General features: G+C 71.8%; 11 protein-coding genes. 5 read left to right on the top strand and 6 right to left on the bottom strand.

All coding sequences use genetic code 11. The annotated features are described in order from the left end of the window. Window positions 1-49: 49 nt before the first annotated feature. Window positions 50-430, bottom strand: a complete 381-nt coding sequence (locus ABZ193_RS15725) for a helix-turn-helix domain-containing protein (RefSeq protein ID WP_354710315.1) — start codon at window positions 428-430, stop codon at window positions 50-52. 56 nt (window positions 431-486) lie between these two features. Between ABZ193_RS15725 and ABZ193_RS15720 the strand changes: the two genes are divergently transcribed. Beyond that, on the top strand, window positions 487-1107 hold the full coding sequence (locus ABZ193_RS15720; protein WP_354710314.1) for an NAD(P)H-binding protein: 621 nt from the start codon (window positions 487-489) through the stop codon (window positions 1105-1107). 518 nt (window positions 1108-1625) lie between these two features. Next, window positions 1626-2192: an NAD(P)H-dependent oxidoreductase gene (locus ABZ193_RS15715; protein WP_354710312.1), complete on the top strand. Its 567-nt coding sequence runs from the start codon at window positions 1626-1628 to the stop codon at window positions 2190-2192. 508 nt (window positions 2193-2700) lie between these two features. On the opposite strand, the gene ABZ193_RS15710 is transcribed toward ABZ193_RS15715, so the two are convergent. The 3 genes from ABZ193_RS15710 to ABZ193_RS15700 all read right to left on the bottom strand — a co-directional run bounded on the left by ABZ193_RS15710 (window position 2701) and on the right by ABZ193_RS15700 (window position 5866). Further along, on the bottom strand, window positions 2701-3963 hold the full coding sequence (locus ABZ193_RS15710) for an aspartate aminotransferase family protein (protein ID WP_354710311.1): 1263 nt from the start codon (window positions 3961-3963) through the stop codon (window positions 2701-2703). A 5-nt stretch (window positions 3964-3968) separates the two neighbouring features. Further along, window positions 3969-5333, bottom strand: coding sequence for an FAD-linked oxidase C-terminal domain-containing protein (locus ABZ193_RS15705; protein WP_354710310.1), 1365 nt, complete (start codon window positions 5331-5333; stop codon window positions 3969-3971). A gap of 95 nt (window positions 5334-5428) precedes the next feature. Next, window positions 5429-5866 carry an Hsp20/alpha crystallin family protein gene (locus ABZ193_RS15700; RefSeq protein ID WP_354710308.1) on the bottom strand — a complete coding sequence of 146 codons (438 nt, stop codon included), beginning with the start codon at window positions 5864-5866 and terminating at the stop codon, window positions 5429-5431. Window positions 5867-5976: 110 nt separating this feature from the next. Here ABZ193_RS15700 and ABZ193_RS15695 point away from each other — a divergent pair, with 110 nt between their 5' ends. Then, complete coding sequence (locus tag ABZ193_RS15695) at window positions 5977-6585, top strand: hypothetical protein (RefSeq protein WP_020421926.1); 609 nt, start codon at window positions 5977-5979, stop codon at window positions 6583-6585. A gap of 945 nt (window positions 6586-7530) precedes the next feature. Here ABZ193_RS15695 and ABZ193_RS15690 read toward each other — a convergent pair. Continuing rightward, on the bottom strand, window positions 7531-9273 hold the full coding sequence (locus tag ABZ193_RS15690) for a DivIVA domain-containing protein (protein ID WP_354710306.1): 1743 nt from the start codon (window positions 9271-9273) through the stop codon (window positions 7531-7533). A gap of 1223 nt (window positions 9274-10496) precedes the next feature. Between ABZ193_RS15690 and ABZ193_RS15685 the strand changes: the two genes are divergently transcribed. Both ABZ193_RS15685 and ABZ193_RS15680 read left to right on the top strand, forming a co-directional pair. Next, window positions 10497-11900 (top strand): protein kinase, encoded by a 1404-nt coding sequence (locus ABZ193_RS15685; protein WP_354710304.1) that lies wholly within the window; start codon window positions 10497-10499, stop codon window positions 11898-11900. 10 nt (window positions 11901-11910) lie between these two features. Beyond that, entirely contained in the window at window positions 11911-13131 is a 1221-nt protein-coding gene (locus tag ABZ193_RS15680; protein WP_354710302.1) for a threonine synthase, read from the top strand. On the opposite strand, the gene ABZ193_RS15675 is transcribed toward ABZ193_RS15680, so the two are convergent. Next, window positions 13119-13859 (bottom strand): HAD family acid phosphatase, encoded by a 741-nt coding sequence (locus ABZ193_RS15675; RefSeq protein WP_020421929.1) that lies wholly within the window; start codon window positions 13857-13859, stop codon window positions 13119-13121. The genes ABZ193_RS15680 and ABZ193_RS15675 overlap by 13 nt on opposite strands. Window positions 13860-13902: the final 43 nt, after the last annotated feature.

Raw genomic sequence — 13902 nt, 5'->3', positions numbered from 1 at the left:
CAGCCCCACCCCCGGAACTGTCGCCCACCGGCCAGTCCACATCGGACATTCACCGCGCCTCGCGCAGCCGATCGTCGTAGGCCTCGCGCGCGTCGAGCAGTTCCTCCCAGTGCTCGCCGACCCAGGCGCACACGACCTTCATCGGCTCCAGCATGCTGCGCCCCAGGGCCGTGAGCTCGTACTCGACGCGCGGCGGCGCGCCGGGGTGACTGTTGCGGCGGACGAGCCCGTCACGTTCAAGGCCGCGCAGCGATTTCGTCAGCCCTTTCGGGGTGACCCGCCGCAGGGGCACCCGCAGTTCGGAGAAGCGCCGTGGACCGTGCTCGAGGCACGCGATCACCAGCGGGGCCCACTTGTCGCCGAAGCGGATCGGCGTCAGGCCCGACGGGCAGAGCTCGTCGAACATGTCCGGTGGCAGGGGTTCGCGCATACTGCCACGGTAATCGGTATCCGAGAGGAAACCGGGACGCTGGCTACGGTCTCGCCATGAGCAGAATCGTGATTTTCGGCGCCGGCGGGCGCGCGGGACGGCAGGCGGTCGCGGAGGCCGCGCGGCGCGGGCACGAGGTGACGGCGGTGGTGCGCGACCCGGCGAAGCACCGGGCGCCAGACGGGGTCGAGCTGGTGGCCGGCGACGTCACGGACGCGAATTCGGTGGCCTCGCTGGTGAAGGACCAGGACGCGGTGATCTCAGCGGCCGCGGTCTACGGGGCGGGCACCGACCCGCAAGCATTCTTCACCTCGTCGGGACGCGCATTGGCCGCGTCGGGCGCGGCGCGGGTGATCGTCGTGGGCCTGTCGTCACTGGCGCCGGACGCGGCGGGCCGGCCGCTGAAAGATGCCCCCGGTTTCCCGGCAGAGTTCCGCCCGTTCATCGCAGCGCACGCGGCCGGCCTGGACCTGTTGCGCGCCAGCGACCTGGACTGGCTCTACGTGAGCCCCGCGGGAGACTTCGACCACGAGGGCGACCGCACCGGCTCATACCGGGTGGCGGCCGCCGGCGACCCGGAGGCGCGCGTGTCCTACGCGGACTTCGCGATCGCCCTGGTGGACGAGGCATCAAACCCCCAGCACCGGCGGCAACACCTCCTGATCACCGGCGCCTGATCAACTCGCCCCACGGACACGCGCCGGTGGAGGCAACACCTGCCACCACCGGCGCCCAACCACCCACGCGCCAGCCGCCACGGCAGCACCCCGCCGAGCACCGGCGCTCCCCGCAGCCACACGCCGGCACGGCAAGACGTGCCGACCACCGGCACCTGACCAACACTCCACGCGCACACGTCCCGACACGCCAACACTCGCCAGCCACCGACGCCCAACCAACACTCCACAGGCTCACGCGCCGGTGCGGCAACACCTGACGATCACCGGCGCCCAACCAACCCTCCCTACGCGCCGGCCGCCACGGCAGCACCCCGCCGAGCACCGGCGCTCCCTCGGCCGCGTGCCGGCGTGGTCTCGCACCCCCGTCAGCGCGCGCCGCCACCCCAGGGCCCGACGGTCAGTGGCCCGCACCCCTTCGGTACCACCACTCCACCGACTCTCGAAGTTTGATCGCACATAACCGCTGATCAGAAGTTCTTGACCTCTAGTAATGTCGAGGTTACATCCTGGTCCGCATGGAACCTCTTGATGTTGCGGTGATCGTCGGAAGCACCCGGGACGGCCGGTTCGGCCCGGTGGTGGCGCAGTGGTTCGCCAGGCAGGCGGCCGAGCACGGCGAGTTCCGGGTCGACGTGATCGACCTGGCCGACGCGAACCTCCCCGCCACCCTGTCCGGCCGGCCGACTCCCGAGGTGGCGGCGGTCAGCGAGCGCTTGGAGAAGGCGGACGCGTTCGTCGTGGTGACGCCGGAGTACAACCACAGCTACCCGGCATCGCTGAAGACTCTGCTGGACTGGCACGGCACGCAGTGGCAGGCGAAGCCGGTGGCGTTCGTGTCGTACGGCGGATTGTCCGGCGGGTTGCGTGCGGTGGAGCACCTGCGCCCCGTCTTCGCCGAGCTGCACGCGGCGACCATCCGGGAGACAGTGAGTTTCCACGGCGCCTGGAGCCAGTTCGACGACCGGGGCGAGCTGATCGATCCCGACGGCCCGACGGCAGCAGCGAAGGCGCTGCTCGACCAGCTCGCATGGTGGGCACACGCCCTGCGAGACGCACGGCGCGTCCGCCCGTACGCAAGCTGAACCGGGCCGAGTCGTGGCGGGGGCGGCTGGGGGTCGCCCCCGTCACGCTCACGACAACCACGGCAGCCGGGCGGCCTTCCGGCACCCGCCGGACCATGTCGCCACAGCTCGCCGGCGCCCCCGCTCCGCCGGGCTCGACCTCGGCCCGCCAACCCGACCTCGGCCCACCGGGCTTGACCTCGGCCCGCCGACCCGACCTCCGCCCACCGGGCTCGACCTCCGCGCGCCGACCCGACCTCCGGCCACCGGCCGCCCCCACGAGCCGGCCCCGACCACGCCGCTACGGCAAGCTCCGGCACCGGGCTCGGCCTCGGCCCGCCGGACCTCCCCACGAGCCGGTCCCGACCACGCCGCCTCGGTAGGCTCCGGCGCTGGGCTCGCGGTGTGCAGGCCCCACCACCGGAATCAGCGCCCGCCCACCCGTCACCAGACTCACCCTGCGCCGATCCGCAGCAGTGATCACCGCGCCGGCCTGCCATCGCGATCGCTGCGTGCCGGTCCCGCCGGGTCAGCTCCCGGCCTTCCGCTCCAGCTCGTCGAGTCCCGCGGCGAACGCCTGCGCGATCTCGCTGATCTCCGGCCGCCGGATGGTCAACGGCGGCGAGACGGCCAGCGCCTTCGCCAGCGTCCGAGTCAGCACGCCGCGCTGCCGGATGAGCAGGCTGAGGTCGGACACGGCCGACGGCAGGCGCTCGAACAGATCGGGCTGCAGTTCGACAGCAGCGAGCAACCCCACCCCTGCCCGGACCTCCCGGACGAGGGGGTGCGCGGCCAGCGGCTGCAACGCGGCGGCGAGCTCACCTTCGAGCAGCTGTCCCCGCTGGAACAGGTTGTCCCGCTCGAGGATGTCGATGTTCGCCAGCGCCGCGGCGCAGCAGGCAGGGTGACCGGAGTAGGTGGCGCCGTGCCGCAGCGTCGTGCCCGGCCGGTCCCAGAACGGCTCGGCGACGCGCCCGTGCACGACAACCCCGCCCAGAGGCAGGTACCCGCTGGTCACCCCCTTGGCGAAGGTGATCAGGTCGGGCTCCACACCCCACCGCTCGACACCGAACCACGTGCCGAGCCGGCCGAAACCGCAGATCACCGCGTCGGCGATGACCAGCACGCCGTACTCCCGGCACACGTCGACCACGCCCTGCACGTAGCCCTCCGGCGGCGCGAGCACACCACCGGCACCGATGACCGGCTCGAACAGGAACGCCGCGACGCGTTCCGGCCCCACCCGCCGGATCTCGTCACGCAGCGCGTCGACCGAGTCGTAGGCGACGCGCGACGAGGACGGCAGGATCTCGCCGAACCCGGTTCGGTTGGCTTCGATGCCGGCCACGCCGGTGCCGATGCCGTTGGTGCCGTGGTAGGAGTTCGTCCGGCTGATGACGTGCACCCGCTCGGGCTGCCCCTGCACCACGTGGTAGCGACGTGCGATCTTGACCGCACTGTCGATCGCCTCCCCACCCCCGGTGGTGAGGAAGACCTTGGCATCCGGCATCGGCGCGAGCCCGGCGAGCCGCCCCGCGAGCGCGCGGGCCGGTTCATTGGTGAAGTCGCCGAAGATCGAGTAGCCGGCGAGCTTGCGCATCTGCTCGGCGGCGGCGTCGGCGATCTCCGCCCGGCCGTGGCCCGCGTTGGCGTACCAGAGGCTGGCCGTGGCATCCAGGTAACGGTTGCCTGCCGCGTCGTAGACCCACACGTCCTCGCCGCGCTCGAGGACGAACTCGTCTTCCCGGACGACCGCCATGTCCGAGAACGGATGCCACAGTGCTGTGTCCATGCCCCTCACGGTAGCGGGCGGACGACCTTGCCGGGGTTGAGAATTCCCAGCGGGTCGAAGGCCTGTTTGACCGCTTGGTGGACGGACACGCCCACCTCTCCCAGTTCCGTCTCCAGCCACTCCCGTTTCAGCATGCCCACGCCGTGCTCGCCGGTGATCGTGCCGCCCAGCCGGAGACCGAGCGCCATGATCGCGTCGAACGCGGCCTGCCCGCGCCGCACCGAGTCCGGGTCTGCCGCGTCGAAGACCACGTTCGGGTGCATGTTGCCGTCCCCCGCGTGCCCGCACGTCGGAATCAGCACGTCGTGCTCGCGGGAGATGGCCGTCACCCCCTCGAAGAACTCCGCCAGCCTCGAGCGGGGCACGCACACGTCGTCCACCAGCCGGTCGCCGAGCTGCTCCATCGCGACCCCGGCCAGCCGTCGTGCCGCGATGAGCATGTCCGCCTCGGCACGGTCGCTCGCCACCAGCACTTCGGTCGCCCCGCAGGACCGCGCGACCTCCGCGAACACCTCGAGGTCACGCGGCGCCGCCGGCCCCCGATCGGACTGGGCGATCAACACGGCCTCGACCTCGTCCGGGAAACCCAGGTCCCGGTACGCCGCGACCGCGTCGATCGTCGGCTTGTCCATCAGCTCGAGCACCGACGGACGCTGCCCGCTGCTCAGGTACTCCGTGACCGTCCGGCACGCCGCGGGCGGCGCCGCGAAGAACGCGACCGCCGTCAACGGCGCCTCCGCGACCGGCCGCAGCGCCACGGTGATCTCGGTGATCACGCCGAGCGTTCCCTCCGAGCCGGTGAACAGCCGCACCAGGTCGTACCCGGCGACGCCCTTGGCGGTGCGGCGGCCGGTCCGGAGCACCCGCCCGTCGGCGAGCACCACTTCCAGTTCACGAACGAAGTCACTGGTGACTCCGTACTTCACACAGCACAGCCCACCGGCGTTGGTGGCGACATTGCCACCGATCGTCGACGACTCCCACGAGCCGGGGTCGGGCGGGTAGAACAGGCCCTTGTCCTCGACCGCTCGGGACAGGACCGCGTTCACGACCCCCGGCTGCACGGTCGCCGTGTGGTTGATTTCGTCGATGTCCAGGATGCGGGTCATCCGCTCCAGCGAGAGCAGGATCGCCCCGTCTACCGCGTTCGCTCCGCCTGACAGTCCCGTCCGGGCACCCTGCGGGACGACAGGGATCCGGTGCCGGGAAGCGACACGCAGGATTCTTACGACTTCTTCGGTCTCGGTCGGCCGTGCCAGCGCCATCGGCACGCCGGCGGTGCCGAACCCGGCTTGGTCGAAGCGGTAACCGGCCAGCACGTCTGGGTCGGTCGTGACGAAATCGGCTTCCAGCTCGGCGATGAGTCCCACGAACTCACCGTATCGGGCGAAGGCAGGCGAGAGAACCGGGTGATGCCCGGGCGCTCGCCCGCGGACATCCGGGCATCACCCCCTCTGGAGTGGTCTCAGGCGGTGATCTCCTTGCGGCTCTCACCACTCTCGATAGCGATCTTGCGCGGCTTGGCGGCCTCTGCCACCGGGATCCTCAGCGTCAGCACGCCGCTCTCGTAGCTCGCCTTGATGCGGTCGGTGTCGAGCGTGTCGCCCAGGAAGAGCTGCCGGGAGAACACGCCGAGCGGCCGCTCGGCCACCTGCATCTCGACGTCGTCGCCCGTCGCGGAGGGACGACGCTCCGCCTTGACGGTCAGCACGTTGCGTTCGATGTCCAGCTCGATCGCGTCCGGGTTCACGCCGGGCAGGTCGAACACCACCACGAACTCGTCGCCCGCGCGATAGGCGTCCATCGGCATCACCGCGGGGCGCGACCACGTTCCCGACCCCTGGCCGAACACCTGCTGGGTCAGGCGGTCGAGTTCGCGGAAGGGATCGGTGCGCATCAACATCTCGCCACCTCCTTCAGTCTCTTTCACGTCGGACGTTGACGTCGCACACCACAGTTATAGCGCGTCATCGTTCCGTTGACAAGTCCGTCCGTCATCGGCAAGATGACGTTGTGCCGCCCTACGAGAACTTGCACGACGCGCTGGAACTGGTTGAGGAAGTGCTCGGCGAAGCCACCGCCGACTACGACTCGAGGAGGGTGCTCGCCGCACTCGAGGTGCTGCGGGCGCTACGGGAAGAGCTGACGGCCTGGGAGCCGCAGCTCATCGAAGCCGCGCGTGAAGCGGGCGTCAGCTGGGCGGAGCTGGCGCCGGCGCTCGGCGTCGCCAGCAGGCAGGCGGCCGAGCGTCGCTACCTACGGCTCCGGGATGCCGTGGGCAGCGACCACACAGCTGATGAACGGGTGCAGAAGACGCGAGACCGCCGCGCCGAGGAGAAGGCGGTGATGCAGTGGGCGCGCGAGAACTCCGCCTCGCTGCGCCGGCTGGCCGGGCAGATCAGCGCGCTGAAGGGCGTGCCCGGCGTGGGAAAGGTGCGACGCGCGCTGGCCGAGGACGACGCGGCAGCGCTGCTGACACCGCTGAGCGGAGTGGGCCAGCACCTCGACCAGACGTACCCCCAGCTGGCGGTCGAGGTTTCGCTAGTTTGCGATCACATGGACCGGGTGCGCCGGGAGACCCAGGAAAGGAGGCAGTCGTCCCGGGCGGGCAGCAGTTCCTGACGCTGTACCGCCACGAGCAGACCGGACGGCGCGCGACGAGTTGCGGGTGGCGCCGCGACGGTGCTTGATCAGCGCCTGGTGGGGACTGACCAGGGCTCGGGCCTTGGGCTGCGCTGCTGTCGGGTGGGAGCGGATACCGCGCCGGGCGAGCGGCTGCCGCGCTGGGGCAAGCCGCGGGTGGCTGCCATGCCGGGGCGAGCCGCGAGTAGAGGCCGCGCCGGTGCGAGCCGCGCGGGGCGAGCCGCGCGGGGCGGGCCGCGAGTGGCTGCCGCGCGGGGCGGGCCGCGAGTGAATTGCCGTGCCCGGGGTGAGAGCTTGTCGCACGGGCGTGCTCTCAGGGGCACTCGTGGCAGCTGACGGAGTGTGGGTCCAGGGCATGGCTTCCGCCAGCGACACGTGACCGCGGCGCAAGTCGCGGATGGTCTCCTTGTGCGCCCGGGGGCGCTGGAGGTTGCTGGCGGACGTAGCCCGTGGCGTCGGGCCTCGGGCTTCACGCGAGGTACCAGGCGCGTCGTGTTGGTGAGGTCAGCGGGATCTTCGGCCTCCAGGCGTGACTTGTCTTGGTTTCGGCCGAGTGCTGATCCGAGGCGACCTCCCGGCGCAGCCAGGTGCGGCGAGTAGGTTGCCGCGTGTGCTGGAGGCGTGGCTTCCGCCTGTGTTTGGGCGGGCGTTCGCGGAGGTTGGCACACGGCGCAGTGCCCGGGGCGAACTGACGGAGTGAGCCGGTCGCGAAGCTGAGGCGCGGCTGCCTCCAGCCTCAACCGGCTGTGGGCACGGGTCGCCGGCGTTGTCGGGTGGGCATCGCCGGCGGCGGCGTATGACAGGGCCGCGTCGGAGGGCGGCCTCGGGCGCGACTAGGTACCAGCCTGCCGCTGGGTGGATGGCGGCAGGTTGTCGCGCTGGTGCTGTCCCTGTCGCGTGGGCAGGCTGACCGGGTGGCGCCCCTCAGGGGGTGACTTCGACCGGGGCCTTTTCCGTGGCCGAGATCTGTTCCGGGACGGAGATTTCGACGCGCGGGACCGACGGGGGCTTACCGTTGGTGGGTTCGGCCGGTTTGGGCTGGTCGAGCGGCTCCCCGCCGGTGACGAGGGCTGCCGGTGGCGCGTCGGCGGGTGTCGGGGGCTCGGGCGTGACCGTCTCGGCCAGGAGCGGGGTTGCCTCGGCCAGGAGGGTGTTGATCGCGCGGAGGCGGCTGACCGTGTCCACTCGGATCTTGTCCAGCTCGGCGACCTTGGCGGTGGCCTCGTCGGTGCGGCGGCGCGCCTCGGCGGTGGCTTCGGCCAGCAGCTTCTCGGCTTGGGTGCTGGCCCTGGTGACCTTGTCCTCGGCGCGGGCGGTCGCCGAGGCGAGCATCGCGCTGGCGCGGTCGGTGGCCTCCGCGACCATCGCGTCCGCGCGCTTGGTCGCGTCGGCCAGCAGGGCATCGGCGCGGGAGGTCGCGTCGGCGACCTTCGCGTCGGCCTGGGCGGTGGCGTCGGCGACGAGGGATTCGGCTTTGACCTGAGCCTCGGTGGTGAGCTTTTCCGCCTGGGCGGTCGCGGTGGTGACCAGCTCGTCGGCCCTGGCCTGGGCGTCGGCCTCCTGCTTGGTGGCCTTCGCCTGGAGAGACTCGGCTTCGGCACGCGCGGAGGTCAGGGTCTTCTCGGCTTCCGCGCGGGCCGAGGAGAGCAGGTCATCTGCTTGGGCGCGGGCGGATGCGACCAGGCTGTCAGCTTCCGCCCGCGCCGAAGCCACCGTGGTTTCGGCCTCGGCCCGCGCGGACGCGAGCGTTTCGTCCGCTTCCGTGCGGGCGGAGGTGAGGGTCTTCTCGGCCTCCGCGCGGGCGGAGGTCAGCGTTTCGTTCGCCTCGTCGCGGGCGGAGGTCAGCAGGCGGTCGGCTTCGGCCTGCGCGGAGGTGAGAGTTTTGTCGGCTTCGGTGCGGGCCGAGGTCAGCAGGCGATCAGCCTCGGTGCGGGCCGAGGTGAGCGTCTCCTCGGCCTCGCTGCGAGCGGAACTTAGCAGGTCGTCCGCCTTGGTCTGGGCGCTCTTGACCAGCTCGTCGGCCTTTGCGGTGGCCTCGGCTTCGCGTTCGGCCAGTGCTCGCATCGACGTGGCTCGCCGGACGGACATCGCCTCTTCGAAGTCCCGCTCGATTTCGGCTCGGCGGCGGGCCGCCTGTTCGTCCAGCTTGCGCCTGCTCTGCGTCGCCTGGCGGGTCATCAAGTCGACCTCGGCCTGGGTGCGGCGCATCACCTCGGCCTGCTCCTCGGCCATCTCCCTGCGCCGGAAGTCCAGCTCGGCGACCAGGCGTTCGTGCCGCTCGCGCAGCCGGCCGGCCGCCTGTTCGGCCGCCGCCCAGCTCCGCTCGGCCGCCAGCCGCGCCCGCTCGGTGACCTCGGCGGCCTCGTCCTCGGCCAGCTCCACCATCCGCAGCAAACGCTCGGTCAGCCCCTCCGCCTCGATGGGCGTCCGGCTGATCCGATCGATCTTCTCGCGCAGGGCGTCGTTCTCCGAGCGCAGGTCCTCCAGCTGCGCGGCGAGCCGCTCGACGGCGGCGGCCGCCGCGTCCCGGTCGGCGATCACCATCCGCAGGTCGGTCTCCACGGCGCGGACGTACGCCTGCACCTGACGGGCGTCGTAGCCACGCCACGTGCGGTCGAAATCGGTCCGCAGTGGCACCAGGTCCTCGCGAGCGTCCACGGCCGTCATCCGCACCTCCCGAAGAGACTGTCCTGAATGGACAAAGCTGCTGAAAGCCTGCCACTGCCCAGCATCCTCTCATCCGGCCCCGGCGTCCACCCGCAGGGGCCGCGCGTTCGGAAATTCCGGTGTGACGTCATCGCATTCGCCTTCGGGTCCACCTCCGCTACCCGGATGGCGGCACCCTGCACGGGCAGATCTCCTGCGCGGCAACGGCATCGGCAGCCGATTCACCTGCAGGTAGTGCCGCGGCCGACGTTCGGATGCTTCGCGTTCGCGCCCGTGATCACCGTGTGCGATGGCGGGTTCCGGAAAAAGCACTGAACCTTCAAGTCCCGGTCGAGCCAAAAGCGGGCGCGAAACGACGAATGGACCACCCGCCACGAGCCGGCGGCGACATGCCAACGAGCTCCCGGCAACGGAACAGCCCGGACGCCGGGAGCGTGGTGGCCATGAGGCCGGACTTAGTGGCCAGGCGGCCGGGCGGTTGACCGGGGGGTGGGCGGTTGGCCGGGCGGACGGGCGTGGTGACCGGGCGGCTTGAAAGGTTGGGCGGGCAGCTGGGCGGCTGGAAGGTTGGGCGGGCAGCTTGGCGTGATGGCTGGGCGGTTGGCCGGGCGGACGGGCGTGGTGGCCGCGCGGCCGGAAGGTTGGCCGGGCTACTGGGGGTGGCAGCTGGGCGGTTGGCCGGAGGGCCAGACGTGGTGGCCAGGCGGCCGACGTGGTGGCCAGGCGGTTGGCGGGCGGCTCGGCGTGGTGGCCGGGCGGCCGGGCGGTTGACCAGGCGGTTGGCCGGGCGTGGGCGGTTGGCTGGGCGTGGGCGGTTGGGTGTGGTGGCCGGGCGGTTGGGTGTGGTGGCCGGGCGGTTGGGTGTGGTGGCCGGGCGGTTGGGTGTGGTGGCCGGGCGGTTGGGTGTGGTGGCCGGGCGGTTGACCGGGCGATTGGCCGGACGCCCGGACGTGCTGGCCGCGCGGCCGGACCAGGCAGCCGGACACGGCGGCCGGCTGCCGGGCGGTTGGCCGGGTTCCCGGGTCCCGCACGTCACCGGCTCCCCGGTCGGCGGACCGGGTGGGCGCGAGGCGCGGCGGCCGGTATCAGTGCAGGTCAGAGCGGCCTGGATTGGTCCGGGCCAGCGGGTTCGGGCAGTTCGCAACCGCCCGGCGCGGGTGGCCTGGACCGTTTCGAGGTGTTTGCCGCGCGGCGTGTGGAGCCGACACCGTAGCCTTGCCGGGGTGACGGAGACCGAGGGGCAGGACAACCCGCGCGTGATCGCCGGCCGGTACCGGCTGCAGCGTCACATCGGCGGGGGCGCGATGGGCGTCGTCTGGGAAGCGAACGATCAGCTACTCGACCGGACCGTTGCGGTGAAACAACTTCTGCTACCGCCGCGGCTCACGCCAGAAGAGGCCGAGCAGGCCCGCAAGCGCTCCTTCCGCGAGGCCCGCCTCGCCGCCCGCCTCCAGCACCCGCACGCCATCACCGTGTTCGACGTGGCCGACGACGACGGCAAGCCCGTGCTGGTGATGGAGTACCTGCCCTCGCACAGCCTGGCCGAGGTCCTCGCCGAGCGCGGCAGCCTCCCGCCAGGCGAGGTCGCCCGCATCGGCGCGCACGCGGCGTCCGCCCTGGCCGCGGCCCACGCGGCCGGCATCGTGCACCGCGACGTCAAGCCGGGCAACATCCTGCTCGGCGAGGACGGCATCGCGAAGATCACCGACTTCGGCATCTCCAAGGCCGCCGACGACGGCACCCTGACCGGCAGCGGCCGCTTCGCCGGCACCCCCGCGTTCCTCTCCCCCGAGGCCGCGCGCGGCGAGACACCCGGCCCGGAGTCCGACGTCTACTCCCTGGGCGCCACCCTCTACGCCGCGGTCGAGGGCCGCATGCCCTACGGCGACACCGACAACCAGATGGCGCTGCTCTACGCCGCCGCCGCAGGCCGCGTCGCCCCGCCGGAGCACGCCGGGCCGCTCACCGGCGTGCTCACCCGGATGCTCGACGTCGACCCCAAGGCCCGTCCCACGATGGCCGAACTGGCCGCTGAGCTGGGCAAACTCGCCTTGATGACGGCCACGACCAAGGTCGACCCGGTGCCGCCGCAGAGACCGTCGCGGCGAAGATTCGCCTACGCCGGCGCCGCACTGGCCGTCGTCGCCGCCCTGGTCGTCGCGCTCGTCATCCTGCTGCCCGCCTCGACCGGGGACAACGACGCGCCCGCCGACCAGGCCTCGGCCCCGCCTTCCCCCACGTCCGCGACGAACAGCCCGGCCCCGCCGTCGACCAGCGTCACCACCGTGACCAAGACGGCGACCAGCAGCCCGAGCCCGACCCCGGCCACCGCCTCTGCGGTCCAGGCGGTCAGCGACTACTACGCGATGATGCCGGGCAACACCGACTCCGGCTGGGAGCGGCTCGGCCCGGGGCTGCAAGCCCAGGGCAAGACCCGCTACGTCAACTTCTGGTCCAGCATCAGCTCCGTCACCATCGTCAGCGGGCCACGCCAGATCGACGCCAGCACCGTCGAGGTCACGGTCGACTTCGTGAAGGGCGGCTCGCACTCCCGCGAGCGGCACCACCTGGGCATGATCGAGCGCGACGGCAAGTGGCTGATCAACACCGACACCCTGGTCCGGTAGAACGGGAGGCGTGGCCTACTCCGCGCTCTCCCACCTGGACTGCCCCCGCTGCCACCTGACCCACGACGCGGACCGCGTGCAGGGCCTCTGCACCTGCGGCTCACCGCTGCTCGCCCGCTACGACCTGGCCGCCACCACGGTGACCAGGGACGAGATCGCCGGGCGCGAGCCGACGCTGTGGCGCTACCACGAGGTCCTGCCGGTCCGGTCGGCCGCGAACGTGGTCTCCCTCGGCGAGGGCATGACGCCGCTGCTGCCGCTGCCCACCTACGGCGCGCAGGTCGGCGTGCCCGGCCTGCTGATGAAGGACGAGGGCCTGGTCCCGACCGGCTCGTTCAAGGCGCGCGGCGCCGCGGTCGGCGTGTCCCGCGCCGCCGAGCTGGGCGTCACCGGGATAGCGATGCCCACCAACGGCAACGCCGGCGCCGCCTGGGCCCTCTACGCCGCGCGCGCCGGCCTGCGCAGCCTGATCACGATGCCGGTCGACGCGCCGGCGATCACCAGGGCGGAGTGCCAGGTCAGCGGCGCCGAGCTGTACCTGGTCGACGGCCTGATCTCGGACGCCGGCAAGCTGATCCGCGACGCCGTCGCCGAACGCGGCGGCTACCAGGACGTCTCGACGCTCAAGGAGCCGTACCGCATCGAGGGCAAGAAGACGATGGGGTACGAGATCGCCGAGCAGCTCGGCTGGCGCGTGCCGGACGTGATCGTGTACCCGACCGGCGGCGGGGTCGGCATCATCGGCATCCACAAGGCGCTGCTGGAGATGCGTGAGCTGGGCTGGATCCCGGACGGCAAGCTGCCGCGGCTGGTCGCGGTCCAGGCCACCGGGTGCGCGCCGATCGTGGACGCGTTCCAGCGCGGCGCCCGCGAGTCCGAACCGGCCGTCGGCGCGCGCACGATCGCCTTCGGGATCACGGTGCCCAAGGCGCTGGGCGACTTCCTCGTGCTGGACGCCGTCTACTCCACCGGGGGCACCGCGATCGCCGTCAGCGACGAGGAACTGCTGGCCGAGCAGGGCAACCTCGCGCGCGCCGAGGGCACGTTCGTCTGCCCCGAAGGCGCCGCGTGCTTCGCCGCGGTCCGCGAACTCCGCGGATCGGGCTGGCTGTCCGCGGACGACGAGGTCGTCGTCCTCAACACCGGCGCGGGCGTCAAGTACCCGGAAACGGTCCAGGTGTCCGTGCCGGTGCTGGCCAAGGACGGCGCGATCCCGCCTCAGGGCAGGTAGTACATCGGGTTCGGCAGCTTGACCGGCCGCTCCGCGTGCCCGCCGTCGAGGTCGCTGTACTGGTCGCCGAGGTTGAGCACGATCGTCTCGCCGGTGGCTTCGATGTGCGCCCGCGTGCCGGACTTGTACTGCACGGTGTCGCAGGTCAGGCCGCACGCCAGGTAGTCCGGCGCGGTGGTCTCCGGCTTGAAGAACGCCGCCGCGGGCGCCGGGTAGCCCTCGTTCGCCAGGTTCTTCAGCGACGCCGGGCCCTGGTGCTCCTTGCGGCCGGTCAGGAAGTAGACGTCGACGCCGTGCTGTGCGGCCCAGTTCGCCAGTTCGAGGGTCGGCTTGATCGCCGGGAACGCGCCGTCGTTGATCGCCTTCTCCTGCTTGACCGGGTCGAAGCCGAAGTCGTTGTCGGCTTCCCAGCCGTAGGTGACCTCGGAGGTGTCGTCGATGTCGAGCACGATCGCCGGGTTGCGCACGCCCTGCTGGAGGCGGATCGCGAGGTAGCGCTGGGCGCCCTCGACCTGGCGGCGGACGTCGGCGGCCCACTGGCTGCGGTCGGACTCGTGGTGCTTGCCGTCCGCGTCCACCTGGTCGCCGTAGTAGGCCTTGACGTCGAGCTTGACCTGACCGAGGTTGTCCGGCTCGTGGCTGCCGCCCGAGGTGGCGACGGCGGTGGCGCCCCCGGCGACGGTGGCGCCGATCGCGGCAGCGGCGGCCAATTTGACCAAACCGGACATTCTCTCACGCAACACGTGTCCTCCTCGTGAACGGTTGACGACC

This window comes from Amycolatopsis sp. NPDC006125 (assembly GCF_040614195.1).
GTDB lineage: Bacteria > Actinomycetota > Actinomycetes > Mycobacteriales > Pseudonocardiaceae > Amycolatopsis_E > Amycolatopsis_E tucumanensis.
The sequence above is the reverse complement of the archived record's forward strand: the minus strand, read 5'-3'. Positions and strand labels throughout refer to the sequence as shown.